The sequence below is a fragment of the Bartonella machadoae genome (genome assembly GCF_022559585.1).
In the GTDB taxonomy this organism is placed as follows: Bacteria; Pseudomonadota; Alphaproteobacteria; order Rhizobiales; family Rhizobiaceae; genus Bartonella; species Bartonella machadoae.
In genome coordinates this window covers 1,667,628-1,686,485 of sequence record NZ_CP087114.1, presented here as the reverse complement: position 1 = coordinate 1,686,485, position 18,858 = coordinate 1,667,628, and the positions used below count along the sequence as shown (strand labels likewise).

The following is an 18,858-nucleotide window of genomic DNA, read 5'->3' as shown; positions in this document are numbered from 1 at the left end:
TGGCTGCTAAAAAACAAACCAAAGCCCCGTCAAAATTATGACTGAAATTAATGCGACATTTGAGGTGCCTCAGAAACCAGAGGAGAAATAGGTGGTTGTGTCTGTTGCATTGTTTGCCATAAATTATAATTCGTTTGCATATCCAACCAAAATTTTGCTTTACTAAAACCAGCTAATTCTAATTTTACTGCAAGTTCGGTACTCATAGAGGCATGTCCGTTAATCACTCTTGATAGAGAAGCTCTTGTCATATGGAGATGATCAGCTAACTTTTGTATTGTTATCCCCATTTCTTCTAAGAAAGCTACTTTTAGAACTTCGCCCGGATGTGCGGGGTTATGCATCATTTGTTTTAGTTCCTTTCATCAATGGTAATCTTGATAATCAACAAGCTCCACATCTGTTCCTATAAATCGAAAAGTAACACGCCAATTTCCATTCACCCATATAGAATAGTATCCTGTAAGTTCACCTTTAAGAGGATGCATTTTAAAGGCAGGCGCTTTCAACATTTCAGGCGTCGTAGCACTCGTTAAAGCCGTCAAGATAACGCGTAATTTTTTCACGTGATCTGATTGAATAGCTTTTGTAGAACCTGTTGTATAAAATAATTTTAAGCCCTTATGTTTGAAGCTCACAATTGCCATTACCACCCCTTATCGTATACTATCACTATACGATTAACAACAATAATAGTCAAGTACCCTGCTAGCAAATCCAGTTATCCAGATAAAATGCCAGATAAAATGATTGAGTATAAGCTATAAAAAGTTAGGGATAGGTGGAAAATAAGTTAAAAGAATCAACGGAATTAAAACTCCCGAACTTTTATGCAACCTATTGATTTGATTAAATATTGGCTGGGGAACTTGGATTCGAACCAAGATTGACGGAGTCAGAGTCCGCTGTTCTACCATTAAACTATTCCCCAGCAGATGAATAGCGCTACTTTTAACAGATTTTATAGTGTAGGCAAGGGCAAAAAGGACCTTTATGATTATTGAGAAGAGAGGAGTTTACCGATAATAAAGGGCAATGGGTATATCGTCAATTGTTTCAATCTTAATATTCATATCATAAATATCTTTAAGAATTTCTGGCTGTATGATTTCTTTTGGTGTTCCACAATAAGCCGCTTTCCCATTTTTAAGCGCAACGATCATATCTGAATAAGATGATGCAAAATTAATATCATGCATAACGATAAGAATGGTTTTGTTGAGTTCATCGGCTGTGCGGCGCAACTGTTTCATCATGGAAACGGAATGTTTCATATCTAAATTGTTCAATGGTTCATCTAACAGAAGATAATCAGTATCTTGACAAATGACCATTGCTATAAAAGCGCGTTGACGTTGCCCACCAGAAAGTTCATCTATAAAGCAGTCTTTTAGATCTTGTAAACCAAGATATCGAAGGGCACTGTCAACAAATTGTTTATCTTCATTGTTATACCAACCTTTTGAATAAGGATAGCGTCCGAAACTTACTAAATCATAGACGGTTAAACGAAAGGATAAAGGATTATCTTGACGCAAGATTGAGAGTTTTTGCGCTAACATATCGTGTGGCATTTTATCAATATCGAGGCCATCAATATGAATCGACCCTTTATGGTGCGGCAAAAGACGTCTTATCAGCATCAAAAGAGTTGATTTACCAGAACCATTGGGACCAATGAGAGAAATAATTCCTCCTTTGGGAAGACGAAGGCATAAATCATCGATAATCAACCTCGCTCCATAAGCTTTGGAAAGATGATTGATTTCAATCATTTTAGTTTTCCCTTCATCAGTAATGTTAAGAAGACAGTTCCACCACAAAATTCAATAATAAAACTCAAACGCCCAGCCATATTGAAAACTTGTTCTAAAACAAACTGTCCCCCAACAAGACAAATTATAGCCAATAATATTGCAATTGGCACAACGATGCTATGTTTTGCTTGAGGAGAAAGTTCATAAGAAAGGTTGGCAACTAACAGTCCAAAAAAGGTAACAGGGCCTACGAGTGCTGTGGAAATGGAGACAAGAATAGAAACTAATATCAGAAGTGCTGTAGCGCTTTTATGATAATTAACGCCAAGATTAATTGCATTTTCGCGTCCCAAAGCAAGAATATCAAGTAGATGACGCGAACGCCATCCAATCAGACTTACAATGAAGACAATGATTGTGGTAAAGCCTATCAAGGATGTGTTGAATTTATTGAAATTTGCAAACATAATGTCAGTTAAATTCATCATTTGGTCCGGATTTAACTGTAATTGCATGAACATCCGTAAACTGAAAAAAAAGCCTCCTAAAATAACACCAATCAAGAGGGTTAAATGAAGACTTTTTATGTTGTCTGAAAAAAGCCAGCGAAAAAGGCTTATCGAAAAAACAATGAGAATAACAGCTTCAAACATTAGCTGCCCTTCTTCATTTAAAAAAGGCAAAGAAAGAGAGCCTAAAAAATACATTATGGTAGTTTTGATTAAAATATAAAGTTGATCAAACCCCATAATAGAAGGTGTCAGAAGGCGATTGTTAACAACTGTTTGAAATAAAACAGTAGAAACAGTGATTGCATATGCAATAATAACAAGAGAGACAAGTTTTGTAAGACGAAATGTCCATGTATAAATGTTGACATTCCATGTCATATAAAGAATGACTACGCTACACGCGATTACGATAAGCGTCGTGAGGATGAGTGTTGTTACCTTCTTTTTATCCAAGATGCTTTCTCCAGCGTAAAAGCAATATAATAAAAATAAAGCTACCGATAATTCCCATCATGGTGCTGATGGGAATTTCAAGAGAAGGATGAATAATCCGCCCTAGGAGATCGCAGATCAAAACCAATCCTGCACCACTGATTGCAACCCAAGGAGCCGTATAGCGCATATTGTCCCCCATGAAATTCGAAACAACATTTGGAATAATCAGTCCAACGAAGGGAATTCGACCGACTGTACAGACGATAACGGCGGTGATCGATGCGACAATAAAAAGACCAAAAAACATGACCGTACGATAATTCAGTCCCAGATTGTTGGTTAAATCTTCTCCCAGACCAGCGACTGTAAAGCGGTCTGCGGCGACATAAGCAAGAATGCAGAGAGGAAGAGAGAACCATAAAATTTCATATTTTCCCTCAAGAATCATTGCAAAGCTGCCAAATAAATAAGCTTGAAGAGAAGGAAGAAGCATTTCATGGTCAGCAATAGCGTTGGTTAAGGAACCAATAACATACCCCAGCATAATTCCTGTGAGGGGTACAATAAGAGCGGATTTCAAAGGAATTTGCCGCAATAAAAACATAAAAAGTAGCGTACCAATCATGGCAAAAATTGTAGCGACAATCATTTTCTCAAGCACAGGGATGTCAGGATGAAAAATCATGACAAAAAGAATGCCAAGAGACGCGGATTCAACAGTTCCAGCGGTCGATGGCTCGACAAAGCGATTGCGTGCAAGAAGCTGCATAATCATACCTGAAAGGGCAAGGGCTGCGCCTACTAAAAGTACCGCAATTGTACGGGGAAGACGTGTTTGCCAAAAAATAAGCCAAGCATGTGGATCATTTGATAACAAATCAGAAGGCGTTACATCTGAATAACCAACAAAAATACTAAGAACAGACAGTAGAACAAGAACTATAATGGCTATCCAGTAATTTTTCACGTCAAATTATTTTCCAACAAAGAGAGCAAAGGCTATTGATAAGGAGCCTTTGCTCTTAAATTTTATTTTTATGACAAGTAAGTTATTTTTGGCAAGTCATTTTCGTATTTATTTGCCTTTTGTAAAGGCTTCATAAATTTGTTGTGCTGTTTCATTGAGTCCAGTTAGTCCGCCACTTGCTCTGTACCAGCTCCAAGAATCCAAGTAAATAATTTGGCCTTTTTTGCCAGCTGTTGTGCGTTTAACAAGCTCATTATCGAGCAGTTGTTCTGCCGATTGTCCTTCTCGTCCGATTGCTGCATCTCGATCAATGACCAATAACCAATCAGGATTGGTTTCAAGGATAAACTCAGGCGAAATGAGTTGTCCATGTTTTTGCACAGTCAATTTATCGGTTGCAGGAGTAATTCCAAATGAAGAGTGGAAAATATCAAAACGAGATTTTGGACCCAAAGCACTGATTTTTCCACCAGAAGTCATGAGAATAAGCCCCGTACCTTTTCCTTTGGTACTCTCACGGACCTTTGCTAAAGCTTCATCGAGCTTTGCAATTTCCTGTTCTGCTTCCTTTTCTTTAGCAAAAATTTTTCCAAGAATAGACAAATTCTTTTTAATATCTTCAAGAGAAGTTTCATTCCTTACGGTTAGATCAATCGTTGGAGCAATTTTGGATAAATTGTTATATTTGGCTTGAGTCCGCGAGGAAATAATAATCAAGCCGGGTTGAAGAGTGGCAATTTTTTCGTAATCTGGTTCAAAAACGGTGCCGATTTTTTCATATTTTGCTGCATCAAATTGCTGCAGATACGCAGGTTTCTTTCCTTCAGGCACACCCGCAACGGCTTCAATGCCAAGGCGTTTCATATTATCAAGCGTTGCAAGATCAAATACAACAACTTTCTGGGGAGAAACAGGAACAGAGGTTGTCCCTGAAACATGATTGATGGTGATCTTGGCATCAACGCTTGTATTCGCCCATGAAGGTGTTGTAAAGCTCATTACAGCAATCAAGATGGCTGCTGCCCATTTTGGATATTTGGTTATCATTGTTTTTTCCTTTTCTCAAAATCACTAAACTAAAGAGTTTTCTTACTTAAAAAGCTTAACTGAGGCATTTTTATGTACAAAACGATAAATTAATTTATTGCATTATGTTGTAAAACGGTTTTACATATGTTACAAATTGGATATTTCACTATTTTCGCTCAATTCTAGTACTTTTGCAAACAATATTTGGAAAGTTTAACATATGATTAATGTCTTTAAAAACCGAACGCGTCTATGCGCTGTCACAACAAGCGTTTTCTTCTTTTTACAAGGTGTGGAGGCTTCTGCTGCTTGGGGTTTGGATTTTTCTTCAATAAAGAACATGTTTTCTTTTGGAACAGTTTCTTTTGGAACAGGAGGCCAATCTAGAGGTTCTCTATCTCAAAAAGCATCTGGAGAGCAAACACAAAAGTCTCAATCTCTTATAGATCAACCTCAAGCTTTACCTCAGACTTCACTTCAGTCTCAGGCACCATCCCAACCTCAAACATCATCTGGATCTGGAACGCCATCTGGATCGTCAACTGAACTTGGATCACAATCTGGACCTCAGCTTAGATTGTCATCTGAAAGTGGAGGTGGGGGAAGTCAGGGGAGTTTTCCAGTTGTTCCTTCTGTAAGATTTATCAATGCTTGTCGCTCTCTTGGGAATAACACTTTCGCTATTCCTGATACTAGACGGAGTGGTTTGATATCGTCGAATGGTAGACAAGTTGTTGGTGTAAATGGTGTGCCAAGTGTAGGTGATAGGTCAAATGTAAGTGATGTGTCAGGTGCAGGAGGAGTGTCAGGTACTGGAGGAGTGTCTGGAGCTATACCAGGAGCAGTGCCTGGAGCTGTGCCGGGTGTAGGGGGAGCTGGAGTGCCAGTAGCAGAAGGAGTGGACGGTAATTTAGCAGGGATGACAGAACTGTCAGATATAGATAGTTATAACTTTTATGATGCGCTGTATTATGGTGATGGGTTGATATATGAATCCATTCCTTGTCTCCAAGGTGGGATGTATGCACTAGCAGATGGTACTGCACTAGCAGGTAGTACTATTATGGCGGATGATGGCGGGGCGGCTGTATATGTGGGTGGAGTTAATGAGGATGGTGAAGATGAAGATAATAGTAGTGATAATGGAGATGGAAGCCAAGAAAATGGATCCCAAGATTTACAGGCATCGTTACCAGTAAATGGAGATCTGGTGACTGTTGAGTTGGTTGGTGTGTCGATTGAGGATGCAGTTGGGTTAACCAGCCTTCATGATAATGAAATGGACATGCAAAAAGTTTTTAATTTAGCTTTCCTAGATACCAATGGTAGTCAAAATGAGCGAAAATATCATAATGTGGGTGTGTTTGTAAATGGTGCTTATAAAGATCGGGCGACAGTTGATTTAATAGATTCACAGATTCAGGGTTTTTTTGCTGGGCTTCGAGCTGAAAATTTTGGAGAGATCAATATGATAGGGGGAGGAATTAGAGGCGGCTATATAGGAGCTATCTCTAAAGATGATGGGGAGATTTATCTGAGGAATGTAGATATTAATGTTAGTAAAATAGGTCTGTTAAGTTCTGGTCCATCTGTTATAGGGATGCATTCTGGAAAAATCACTGTGTCTGAAGGAGGGATAGGAGTGAAGTCTATAGAGGGGGGAATTGTTCACCTAAACAGGGTTTCTGTTAACATTGCTAAGAAAAAACAGTCTACGAGAGAAAGACAACCTAGGGATGCAAATTCTGTCTCTGAAGCTATATCTATAAATGTGGATTCTGATTATGTGGATTCTGATTTTAAGAATGGAAGTGTTGGTTTATTAACGCGTGGAGGGATTGTTTCCTTTAAAAATGGATCTCTTAACGGTTCAGATACTGTTGTATTATGGGTAAATGATAACTTTGAGAATGCTTATCTTGGGCTTTTGGGTCTTGATCAATTCAGAGTTGATGTTTCTGGTAGTTCAGACGGGTCATCCAGAGTTGTTGATGAATCAGAAAGCAACGGGGGTGATGACTCTGGTCGTAATAGGCGGCAGGTTAATATTAATGAGAGGCAGCAAATCGATGTCACTGGTAGTGTTTTAAGTCAGGATGACTTTTTTGATAGTGCTCATGATGGTGATCATATGAATGATATTCTTTCCGCACATATAGAGCCCGCACATATAGAGGTTGCATCCGCTATAGTGAATGTAGGGATTAAACCAGAAATTAGTCGTAACATTGCTAGTGGAAATGCTTCAGATCCTAATGGAGTGATTAAAAATTCCGCTTTAATGGTTTCTGATATTCAAAATTCAATTCTTAAAGCTGATGGTAGTTCTTATGGTATATATTTTGATCAATTTACATATTTTGAACAAGATAAAGAGTTGGATATGAACCAAGAAGAAGGAGATAAGAACCAAGAAGAAAGAATAGAAAAAGGTGTTGAAAGTAGATTGCATGCAGTTCTTTTGAAAAACTCTACTCTCAGAACCCCTGAAGGTGTAGCTATTTATGGTGACAATTTGGGCGGTTACGTCGTTGTGAAAGATGACTCCACAGTTTCGGGTGGATTATTGCTGAAAACTGAAAGAAAGGCAAATCTGTCGGTTGTTGTTGATGATTCTGTAGTTATAGGTGCTACGCGTGTTGAGGACGAATCTCAGGCGAAGCTCTTTTTGTCTGGAGGATCGGAGTGGTATGTGACAAAGAGTGCCTATAACGGTTTCGAAGTTTTAAAGCCGAAGTGTATGGATTCATGTATTTCTTCGGTCAGTCTTTCAAATAGTAATATTAGATTTTTTACTTCCTTAGAAAGTAAGAATACTGGAGGAAGCGAAGGCGTAAAGAGTGTTAATTACCGAACTCTTCGTATTGGGAATGGAGATGGCACGGTTTACAGCGCTCATGGTGATTCGAAGATTTTTTTCAATGTGAATTTGATGCCTAAAGATGCGAATAGTGCTCAAGTTTCTGATAGACTGCTGATTGATGGTGATATTTCTGGAAAAACTAAGGTGTATGTAAATCCTGTTTCAGATGCTGCATTATCAGAATCTAGTGAACAACAAAATACACCTTACAGTGTTTCACTTATTCAGGTTTTTGGAAATGCAGAGAAGGATTCTTTTACACTACATGGTGATTATATTACGCTAAACGGGTCACCTTATCAGTATATTCTTCGTGCGTATGGTCCAAGTGCGTCTTCGTCTATGCGGTATTTTGATAGTACATTATCTGCGAAAGGTACTAGTGTTTGGGATTTTCGCCTAGAGAATCAATATTTTGTGTCTAGTGATTCTGCATATACTACTGCCAGTAATTTTCAAGTTATTGCTCTTGAGAGTGTTTTAAGTCCCTCTAGTGCTGAGACTGGTGATAGTTTAGATGAGGAGAGTGGTGAAGTTGTAACGCCACCGGTTCCTACGCCTTCTGAGGGTTTTGCTTCTGGGGGTACTGCTCGAGGTGATTCACTTGCCAGATCTGAACCGGCTGAAGAGCAATTTGGAGAATATGGGCTATATGAAGGATATGGACCATCTGCAGAATATGAGACTGAAGGATATGAGACAACAGTGTTTGTTCCTTTAGTCGTTACACTTTCTACCATTCCTGCTGCTTCTGATGGATCTGGACCTAGAGAGCGTGTTTTATCTTCTACACTTACGAGATCTGATACAGGTGATGTTTCTATAATACCAGCTCCTTCAGGCGCTATACCTTCTGGTGGTGAATCCGTGACACTTTCTGGTCTTATCACTTCTGAGGATCTTACATATGTAGTTCCTACTTCAAGTGAATCCATAGATACTCTTACTCTATTTGAGGAACCTGCACCTATAATTTCATCTGCATCTATGTCCATACCAGAGACTGCAGATTCTACAGAGAGTATTATTCCTACAGATTCTGCAATGACTGCTGTTTCTACGGACTCTACAGAGGTACCTGTTCCTACAGAGATTTCTGTCTCCACAGGTTCTGCTTCTACGGATTCTACAAAGACTGTTGTTTCTACAGAGACTCCTGTCTCCACAGGTTCTGTTTCTACGGATTCTATAGCGACTCCTGTTTCTACAGAGACTTCTGTCTCCACAGGTTCTGCTTCTACGAATTCTATAGCGACTCCTGTTTCTACAGTGCTTTCTGTCTCTACAGGTTCTGTTTCTACGAACTCTACAGAGGCACCTGTTTCTACAGAGACTTCTGTCTCCACAGGTTCTGCAAGGACAGATTCTATAGATACTGCAAAGACTGTTGCTTCTACAGGAAATTCTGCTTCCATAAAATCTGGGGCTTCTGGAAAATCTAGTGAGTCTTCTACTGTATCTGTTGCACGAGTTAGCAATGCTAGTACTAGAGCTGTAGCTTCTCAGTGTAGTAATACGGAGAACAATAGTATAGGGAAAACATCTCCATATTTATGCAATGATGGTACGACACATACAATGAAAAATCTTACACTGCAGGCGAGTGATAAGACACAACATTCTATGCATGCGCAAAGACAGAATACAGTTATCGAGTTAGAGGGAGCTGCTATTAGTGGTGGGCATTCTTCTAAAAATGGCAGTAATATTGATCTTACTAAATTAAGAGCTGTGAGTGCTGTACTTGCAGAGGAAGGTGCAACGGTTGTTCTGAACAAAAAATCAACTGTGCAATCTTCTCTGATAGGGCTTGAGGCACAAAGAGGTGGAAAGGTCAAGATGGATGATGGAACTGTCAATGTTCAGTATGTTGGCGCTTTGGTAGGTTCTGGGTCTGCTGTTGAGTTAAGTAATACGAATATTAACGTGACGGGTGATTTAGCTGTCGCTGGTCTGGCCAGTAATGCTGGTGAGATAACCATGAGATCTGGAACGATTAACTTAGATAAGGGAGTAGCTGTTAGGTCAGAGTCTGGAGGCAGTGTTAAATTAGAGAAGGTTAATATTACTGCGAGAAAAGGGCGCGGTAAGCAGGGTTCTGCAGAGAAGTTTGGGAGTGCAGCTTTTCTGTTGAATGGTAATAGTTCTGTTGATTTTACGAATGGGACTGTCACTACTGACGCCAGTGCTTTGTGGGTTAGGAATACTTATGGCACCGATGAGGTGGGCACTTCTAGAAGAAAAAGATCTTCAGAGGTTCGTCCTTCTATAAATCGTGCTAAGATTGAATCTTCTACTGTTAAGGTAGAAGGTGATAAATCCTATGGTATATATTTTGATGGAACGGAAAGGAAAGGAGTAGAAAAACAAGATCAGAATAAGAACTTAGAGAAACCTGTTTCAGGAGCGGCAGTGGAGAGTTCTGGAGTGAGGGGTATTGTTAAGCGGAGTGCCGCCTCTTCACAAGAGAAAACACTTCGAGGTATAACGGGAGAGGTTTCATTGAAAAAAACTGATTTCGAAGTACTAAAGAGTGTAGCCATTTATGGTAATAATTCTGGAGGTCGTGTTTCCTTAGAAAACAAAACAACTCTTTCTGGTGATTTACTATTAAAAGCTGAAAATAATTCTAATATATTGCTTTCAGTCAATGACTCTGTGATTGCAGGTGGGGCACGCATTGATAAAGGTTCTCATGCTCGCTTAGATTTGACCAATGGATCAAAATGGTTGCTGAAAAGCAGTGCACATAAGAGTGGAGTTCCAGATTCAGAGTGCATGGATTCATGTGTTTCTTCTGTAAGCCTTGTCAATAGCCGTATAGAGTTTGTGCCTTCGGAAACTGAAACGTTGAAGTACCAGACACTTCGTATCGGAGAAGGTAAGGGTGTTGTTTATAAAGCGCAGGGTGATGTTTCAATTCATCTCAATGCGCATTTAAACCCCAACGATCCAATTGATCGTCAAGCAACCGATCGTCTTGTAATTCATGGTGATGTTGAGGGCAAAACGACAGTGCATGTGCAAGGCGTTTCCGGTAGTGTAGAAGAAGGGAAGAAGACTCCTCATAGTGTTTCACTTATTCAGGTCTATGGAAAGGCAGCAAAGGATTCTTTCCAACTCAATAGTGATTATGTTGCGTTGAGGAATTCACCTTACAAATATACTCTGCGCGCTTATGCTCCAGAAGCGACTTCAAAACAGGAACATGTTCAGCAGAAATTTGTGAAGGATGGTGGAGATTTTTGGAATTTCCGTCTAGAAAATCAGTATGTGAAGTCTTTAAGTCCTATGGTTGGATTTGGGCTTCCTGAGCAAGTTGTAAGGTCTGTCGTTCCGCAAGTTCCGACTTATCTGCTCTTACCAAATAGTGTATTCCATGCTGGTTTAATGGATGTCAGCAATCAGAATAAACAGTTGGAGTTGCTACGGGCTACTTCCAATGGAATGGTAGAAGTTCGTGAAAACCCTGCCCTATATTTGCGAGGCTATGGTGGAAGTTACCGTTATGCTTCAGACTTATCTGCACTTGAATATGGCTACAAAGGTGATCTTACCTACAATGGTCTAGAAGCAGGTGTTTTGTTGCAGACAATTGAAAATGCTGACAGTGCTATATCCTTTGGGGTTATGGGGTCTTATGGAAAGCTTTCTCTACAACCTGTCGATGTTGAGCAAAGTCAAAAAAGTGCATTTGATAAATGGACGGCTACAGCATATGGTACCATGCAGCATGATGTAGGTTTCTATGTGGATGGTCTTCTTTCCTATGGTTTGTTCAAAGGAGATGTTCTCACCCTTGCGCGAGGAAAGACAGCAACCTTAAAGGGTAGTCCTTTAAGTGCTTCCTTGACTGGTGGTAAAACGTTTGCAACAGGATACAGAGGTTTTGTTGTTGATCCGCAGGTTCAGGTTGTTTATCAATATCTCCAGTTTGATAAGACCCGTGATGTTGACAACTTTGACATTGAGATGGGGAAACTTGATCAATGGGTGGCACGGATTGGCGGACGTTTGATTAAGACGCCTACAGGATCTGAAGGAATGAATGCTGTTTCCTTCTATGGTAAGCTTCACCTTGCTCATGGTTTTGGAGGCAAAAAATCTGTCCATTTCAAAGATGCTTTCCAATTAGGTTCTTTTGGTTCTTCTCTAGAAGCTGGATTAGGCTTTAATGCTAAATTGTCTGCGCAGTTTGCATTACACGGCGATGTTATGTATCAACATAAGCTTAATAAGGCTGGTTTTTCTGGAGCGAGTTTGTCCGGAGGAGTTCGCTATCAATTTTAGGATAAGGTACAATACGCACTTAATAAAGGCAGCACAATGTGCTGCCTTTTTTCTTTCTCCTGCATTTTGGTTATGATATGAGCGAAAAAAATCATGATATGTTTTTTGCTTTGTGTGTGAAAGCACCTCATGATTAGTCTATACTAAAATGCGTTTCTACATTTTTGGGTGATAAAATACGATGTGATGACAAGCTTTTAGAAGCTTTTAAATGATGGAAAAACGCAGTGTTGGTGCACAATACCCCATCTGATCTCACCCTATTCATTATGCTATTTTATGTTTCTTTAATCTGATTTTTAAATTCATCTTTTTTGATTTTATAATCTTTTCATGTGCATCTTTTACCAGTCTTTCAAATTTCACAACGATAGAGAGTAAAGTTTGTTAATTACACTCTATAGTTTTATTTTTGCTTTACACGAAACACAGAATGCATTATACACCTATAAAGTGTAACATGTTATTATTCTCTTATAGGTAGCTTTTGTCTTATATGCAGATCTTCCACTAAGTTTATTTGGATAATTCATTGCACGGATCAAATGAGCAGTAGATGCATCCTTTCTTTACACCTTTTTGTGTTTTTAGGTGTCGGTGAGGATGTTTTATCGGTGCTTTTATTTTCAATGAGAGGGGCAGTAAAGTTTCGAGGGAACTATGATTAAATTGTTTAGAAATCGTCTAGTTTTATATACGGCTACAACGGCTATCCTTTCATTGTTACAAAATGGAGCAGTGGTTGGTGCAAGTGTAGAGGGATATAGTCAACCTGTTTATAAAATTACCGTTATTCCTACGGGTATTGGTGCTTCCTCTAATCTACTTAAAAGACCTACTGTTATTCCTTCTAATAGTGTTTTGGGAGGATTGAGCGGGAGTCGCGCTGGTAGTAATCCTCTTAGCGGAGAAGGTGGGGACAGTGCTGGTAATAAATATGTTTACAAAAAGGACTCTACGGGAAAGCTGACGCTATATGATGGTGCGTATTATATATGCGATAATTGTGGAAATGGTGAAATTGATAATAAATCTTATAATATAAAAAATTCTCATAATCGTACTGCTATAACAGTAAAGGGGATGGGGACTAAAGTTACGGGGGAGAATGTAACTGTTAGAAGTGAAGTTTCAGATAAATCTTTTACATATGGTGTCTCTGTATCAGAGGATGGAAAAATTGTTTTAAAATCGCCAAGTATCGAGAGTGCAAAGGTAGCGCTTTATGCTAGTGATGGAATAATTGAGGTACATCAGGGAGTTATTAAGGAAAGTCAGAAGGCTGTTGAGGCGATAAATAAGGCATTTGTTCTTTTAGAGGATACAAAAATTAACACGAGCGGTGGGAAGGCAAGCCTTTTGAGTTATAACCGTTCAGAAGTTTGGATGTCAGATGGATCAATTCACTTTATGGACAGTCATGGGGTTTCTTCGACGTTAGGTGGGGAGGTAAATCTCGATGATGTTAAGATTACTGGAAAAGGAAGTGAAGGTAAAAATTATGCGGCTTTGCATACGGATGTGGGGGGACCTATTGATTTTAAAAATGGGATTATTGATGCTACTAATATCCATGGCATATTGTTTGAAAATACTGTAGTTACTCCTAATTCGGTTCTGCCGGATAACGCCTTATTGGATGAGGTTTCTGCAACTGAAGTCAATTCGGATAATGTTGATGCAACTGAAGTTAATATCAAATCTTCTTCTATTACAGTGCAGGGTAAAGGGGCTTACGGTATATATTTTAAGGGAGAAAAATCATGGGATGAATTCGATAAAGAAGAAGATTCAAAGGAGAAGAAAACTCCAAGTAGATTGGAAGTTGTTAATTTACAGAGAACGATATTTTCAGTTTTAGATGATACGGCTATTTATAGTGCCGACAAGACTTCTGGTGTTGTTAGTTTAACGCAAAGTGATCTTAGTTCAGGAGGCTTTTTATTAAAAGCTGAGAATGGTGCTTCTGTAGCAGTTTTGGCTGTTTCTTCTACTCTTGAGGGGGGAGCTTATGTTGATGAGATTTCTACTGCTAAACTTTATTTGGGTGAAGGTTCGACATGGACTTTACAAAAAAAACAACAGAGGGAGCATAGTGAGCCTGATTCTACAAATATTTCATCTGTTTCACTCGTGAATCTTATAAGTAATAGCGCCATTAAATTTGCAAAATTAAATCCGGGTCAGAATTATGTTTATCAAACACTCGAGATTGGAAAAGGAACAGGTGAGGTTTATAAGGCGCAGGATGGTGCAGAAATTTATCTTAATACATATCTGAATTCAGGCGGTGCTCTTGATAATCAAAACACTGATCGTGTTTTGATTTATGGGGATGTTTCTGGAAACACAATGGTTCATGTGCGTGCTATTTCAGAAAGTCCAGGGGAACCTACGGGCAGTGGCGGAAATGAACAAGGGATTTCAATTATTCAGGTTTCGGGAGAAGCAAAAGAAAACTCTTTTCAGTTAGATGGCGGTTATGTAACAGCACACCATTCACCTTATCAGTATAAGCTTTATGCTTATGGTCCACAATCTTCTTTAGGGAAAGCAAGTACAAGGCAAAGATTGGTGAAAGGGGATGGAGAGTTTTGGGATTTCCGTCTCGAAAATGGATATGTTGATTCTGGTCCTCAACCTTCTCCTGGTCCTGAACCAGCTCCTGACCCTCGTCCAACACCTCCTCCAAGACCAGCTCCAGAACCTCAACCGGAGCCTCCTCTCGTACCAGATTTGCAACCTCGTCCTAAACCAGGTGTTAAGGCTGTTGTTCCGCAAGTGCCGACTTATCTGCTTTTGCCAAATGCTTTGTTTCAAACAGGTTTGATGAATATTAGCAATCAAAGTAAACGGTTAGAAGCTTTGAGAATTGATGCTGGTGGACTGTTGAAAAGTGATGAAAATCCTGCCTTTTTTGTGCGCGGTTATGGTGGGAGTCATCGTTATGTTTCAAATCTTTCTGCACTTGAATATGGTTATGGAGGTGCACTTGACTATAATGCTATAGAAGCAGGTGTTTTGCTTAAAGCAATTGAAAATGCATATGGTACCGCTTCTTTTGGGGTTATAGGCTCTTATGAGAGGTTTTCTCTACAACCCTTAGATATTGAACAAAGCAAAAAGAGTGCATTTGATAAATGGTCAGTGACAGCATATGGCGGTATGCAGCATGATGCTGGTTTTTATGTGGATGGACTTCTTTCCTATGGTCTGTTCAAAGGGGATGTTCTCACTCTTGCCCGTGGTAAGACAGCAACATTGAAGGGCAATCCTCTCAGTGCTTCTTTGACTGCTGGTAAAGCGTTTGAGATAGGGGATGAATGCCTTATTTTTGATCCGAAGGTTCAAGTTGTTTATCAGCATCTCCAGTTTGATAAGGCGCATGATGTCGATAACTTTGATATTGAGATGGGGAAACTTGATCAATGGGTCGCACGTGTGGGGGGGCGCTTGATAAAAACTCTTCCTGCAACGGATGAGGCGCGTGTTGTTTCTTTCTATGGTAAGATGTACCTCTCTCATGGTTTGGGAGGTAAAAAAATTGTGCATTTTAAAGATCCTTTTCAGTTAGGGGCTTTTGGTTCTTCTCTAGAAGCTGGACTAGGTTTTAATGCTAAATTGTCTTCACAATTTGCACTTCACGGTGATGTGGTTTATCAGCACAAACTGACCAAAGCAGGTTTTTCTGGAACCAGTTTTTCCGGAGGATTACGTTATCACTTCTAGTCTCGTCTATATTTAAATAAATCCTTTTAAAAGCCACAAGCATAGCTTGTGGCTCTTTGTTTTTAGAAATCTTTTAGCGTATTTGAACAGAGGTCTTTGGCGTATCTTAAATGTCTTTTCTGATTTTATTTTTTTATTGGATGAGACTTGTATTCAGAGGCTCCTCAAATTTCTGTTTCATAAGGCTTTTCTACGTGTGAAGCTCGATAAAGTCTGTATTTTCATAAATTCTTTGTGAGATTCTCAGAATAGTGATGGCGTTTTTTGAGCAATCTTTTATTTCATATTTACATAAAACACAAAACATATTACTTTTGTGTGCATTTTTTAAACAAAATGTATTAAATGTGCCTGTGGTAAGGGTAATTGGGTGCAATATTTGCTTTTATCAGAGTCTGGGAAAGAAATTTACGGTTAGAATTATGGTTAAACTCTTTAAAAATCATCTCTCTTTGTGTGCTATCACTACAGCTATTCTTTTTTTTGTGCCCAACGCAAATGCAAAGGAGCAGGCTGTTACTGAGGCGCAATCTAGCGTTGTTGTTAATAGTAAGAAACAAAATGATATAAATAAATTTGCATGTGATAGTACGCTTTCATCTTATCAGTGTAATGATGGTAAAAGACACTACATTGGTGAAAAAGTTTATCAGAAAACGGATGGAAAGGATGATGAGACTGTTGCCATACAAGCATCTAAAAACGGAACGCGTATTGAAGGGAAGGATATAACTATTAAAGATGCTTTAAATCCTGTTGTTTTAGATAAAAGCTTTTGGAAGTATGGTATCGTAGCTGATAATTCGGGAGCCGTTGAAATAGAAACAGGGGTAATTGAATTTACAAAGGGTATCGCGGTTCAAATAAAAGATAAGGGGCATGTCAATTTAAAGGGGATGTCCATTACCGAAAAGGGTGAGCGGGGGATGCGTATAGGGGACCATAGTAAAAATTCAACTTTTCAGACATCCGGAGAGGGTGGTTCTATCAGTTTTGGGGAAGGAGAAGTTAAGGTTTCCAATGCGCATGGTGTTTCATTTGAGGGGGCTGTTAGCTATGTTGATATTATCAACTCTACTGTTTTAGTAGAAGGAAATACGGCTTATGGATTGCGTTTTTTTGAGGGAGAAAAGTTTGGGAGTAATGATAAATGGATAAAGCTTGGTTTTAAGAAAGAAGAACTTTATCGTTTTTGGGGGGAGCCTGAGTTATTTGGGGGGGTGCCGGAAGGGGATTTGATAAAACGAGGAAGTGTTCATTTGTTCAAGACTGTTTTAAAAGTTCCAAAGAGTGCGGTTATTTATAGTAAAAATTCTGGTGCCCTTGTTAAAGCCCTAGATAATTCTGAACTGTCTGGAGATTTATTATTGAAGGCAGAAGAGGGTTCGTTTGTCAAGGTTGCAGCTGATGAATCTGTGCTTGTAGGGGGGGCGCGTATTGATGCACGTTCTCATGCTGAATTTCGGTTGAGGGAGGGGACAAAATGGATTTTAACGCGACCGAAAAATAAAAGTTTGCACGACTCTGCTTCTTCTCGCTCAATCGGTGCTTCATCAATTTCATTGCTCCATCTTATTGATAGTTCTCTTGTTTTTGAACAACCAAGTTCCAGCGAAGTGGGTCATTATCAGACACTTCAGATTGGAAAAGGATCAGGTGTTGTTTATAAGGCGCAAGGTGGTGCGCGTCTTTATTTCAATACATATTTGGATAAGGGAGGAGCTCTTGGAGATCAAAAAACCGATCGTCTTTTAATCTATGGGGATGTTGAAGGAAAAACAACAGTCCATGTACGTGCTGTTTCTGGAAGTCCAGGGGGAGGCACAGGTTTTGAAGGTGGTAACAAGGGTATCTCAATTATTCAGGTTTCTGGGAGAGCGGAGGAGGATTCTTTTCAATTAGCAGGTGATTATGTTGCGTTAGATAATTTGCCTTATCAGTATAGGCTTTATGCCTATGGTCCAAGCTCTCGACTAGGGAAGGCAAGTGCGGTTCAAAGATTAGTCGAGGGTGGAGGAGAACATTGGGATTTCCGCCTCGAAAATGGATATGTTGATTTTGGTCCTCAACCTTCTCCTGGTCCGGAACCAGAGCCAGCTCCTGACCATCGTCCAACATCTCCTTCAAGACCAGCTCCGGAACCTCAACCGGAACCTAGTCGGGTTCCTCCTCTCGTACCAGATTTGCAACCTCGTCCTAAACTAGGTGTTAAGGCTGTTGTTCCACAAGTTCCAACCTATCTTCTTTTGCCAAATAGCGTGTTTCATGCTGGTTTAATGGATATTAGCGATCAAAACAAGCAGTTGGAGGTACTTCGGAGCGCTTCCAGTGGAATGGCAGAAATTCATGAAAAACCTGTTTCATTTTTGCGTGGTTATGGTGGGAGTTACCGTTATGTCTCAGATCTCTCTGCGCTTGAATATGGGTACAGTGGTGATCTTACCTATAACGCTTTAGAGGCAGGTCTTTTGTTGCAAACAATCGAAAATGCTGACAGTGCTCTATCCTTTGGGATTATGGGTTCTTATGGAAAACTTTCTCTACAACCTGTCGATGTTGAACAAACTCAAAAGAATGCATTTGATAAATGGACGGCTACAGCATATGGAAGTATGCAGCATGATGTAGGATTCTATGTGGATGGTCTTCTCTCCTATGGTTTGTTGAAAGGTGATGTTGCCACCCTTGCACGAGGAAAGACAGCAACATTAAAGGGGAAGCCTTTAAGCGTGTCCTTGACCGGTGGTCAGACATTCGCAATGGGAGATGAAGGTTTTGTTGTTGATCCACAGGTTCAGGTTGTGTATCAACATCTCCAGTTTGATAAGGCCCATGATGTTGATGATTTTGACATTGAGATGGGAAAACTTGACAAATGGATGGTTCGTGTTGGTGGACGTTTGACGAAGATGCTCTCTTCCTCTGAGAAAGATCATGAGGCTGCTTTTTATGGAAAGCTTCATTTTACGCATGGTTTTGAAGGAAAACAAACTGTGCATTTTAAAGATGCTTTCCAGTTGGGTGCTTTTGGTTCTTCTCTAGAAGCTGGATTGGGTGTGAATGCTCGATTGTCTTCAAAATTTGCTCTTCATGCTGATTTGGTTTATCAACACAAACTTACCAAAGCAGGCTTTTCTGGCGTTAGTTTTTCTGGGGGATTGCGCTATCGTTTCTAGTTTGAACGTCTTTTAATCAATTCTTTAAAGAGCGACATGCATTGCTTGTGGCTCTTTCTTTTTTCCAATTTGTTTTGCGCAATTTTGAAAATAAGTCTCT

Annotated in this window: 9 protein-coding genes and 1 tRNA gene; 3 read left to right on the top strand and 7 right to left on the bottom strand. The window is 39.6% G+C overall.

Annotation, left to right across the window (positions count from 1 at the left end):
* Positions 1–47 precede the first annotated feature (47 nt).
* From LNM86_RS08115 to LNM86_RS08085, 7 genes are all read right to left on the bottom strand, one after another.
* Entirely contained in the window at positions 48–347 is a 300-nt protein-coding gene (locus tag LNM86_RS08115) for a HigA family addiction module antitoxin (protein ID WP_241437265.1), read from the bottom strand.
* A gap of 18 nt (positions 348–365) precedes the next feature.
* Complete coding sequence (locus tag LNM86_RS08110; RefSeq protein WP_004865366.1) at positions 366–647, bottom strand: type II toxin-antitoxin system RelE/ParE family toxin; 282 nt, start codon at positions 645–647, stop codon at positions 366–368.
* Between the two features lie 210 nt (positions 648–857).
* A tRNA-Gln gene (locus tag LNM86_RS08105) sits at positions 858–931 on the bottom strand.
* Between the two features lie 85 nt (positions 932–1,016).
* Entirely contained in the window at positions 1,017–1,775 is a 759-nt protein-coding gene (locus LNM86_RS08100; protein ID WP_241437264.1) for an iron ABC transporter ATP-binding protein, read from the bottom strand.
* Positions 1,772–2,722: an iron chelate uptake ABC transporter family permease subunit gene (locus tag LNM86_RS08095; RefSeq protein ID WP_241437263.1), complete on the bottom strand. Its 951-nt coding sequence runs from the start codon at positions 2,720–2,722 to the stop codon at positions 1,772–1,774. The genes LNM86_RS08100 and LNM86_RS08095 overlap by 4 nt, the downstream gene beginning before the upstream one ends.
* Positions 2,715–3,671, bottom strand: coding sequence for an ABC transporter permease (locus LNM86_RS08090; protein ID WP_241437262.1), 957 nt, complete (start codon positions 3,669–3,671; stop codon positions 2,715–2,717). The genes LNM86_RS08095 and LNM86_RS08090 overlap by 8 nt, the downstream gene beginning before the upstream one ends.
* Positions 3,672–3,779: 108 nt before the next feature.
* Positions 3,780–4,718, bottom strand: coding sequence for a siderophore ABC transporter substrate-binding protein (locus tag LNM86_RS08085; protein WP_241437261.1), 939 nt, complete (start codon positions 4,716–4,718; stop codon positions 3,780–3,782).
* Positions 4,719–4,920: 202 nt separating this feature from the next.
* Between LNM86_RS08085 and LNM86_RS08080 the strand changes: the two genes are divergently transcribed.
* The 3 genes from LNM86_RS08080 to LNM86_RS08070 all read left to right on the top strand — a co-directional run bounded on the left by LNM86_RS08080 (position 4,921) and on the right by LNM86_RS08070 (position 18,758).
* Positions 4,921–11,853: an autotransporter outer membrane beta-barrel domain-containing protein gene (locus tag LNM86_RS08080; protein ID WP_241437260.1), complete on the top strand. Its 6,933-nt coding sequence runs from the start codon at positions 4,921–4,923 to the stop codon at positions 11,851–11,853.
* 660 nt (positions 11,854–12,513) lie between these two features.
* A complete protein-coding gene (locus LNM86_RS08075; RefSeq protein ID WP_241437259.1) occupies positions 12,514–15,582 on the top strand; it encodes an autotransporter family protein in 3,069 nt (1,022 codons plus the stop codon).
* Between the two features lie 422 nt (positions 15,583–16,004).
* Positions 16,005–18,758: an autotransporter outer membrane beta-barrel domain-containing protein gene (locus tag LNM86_RS08070; RefSeq protein ID WP_241437258.1), complete on the top strand. Its 2,754-nt coding sequence runs from the start codon at positions 16,005–16,007 to the stop codon at positions 18,756–18,758.
* The last annotated feature ends 100 nt before the right edge of the window (positions 18,759–18,858 follow it).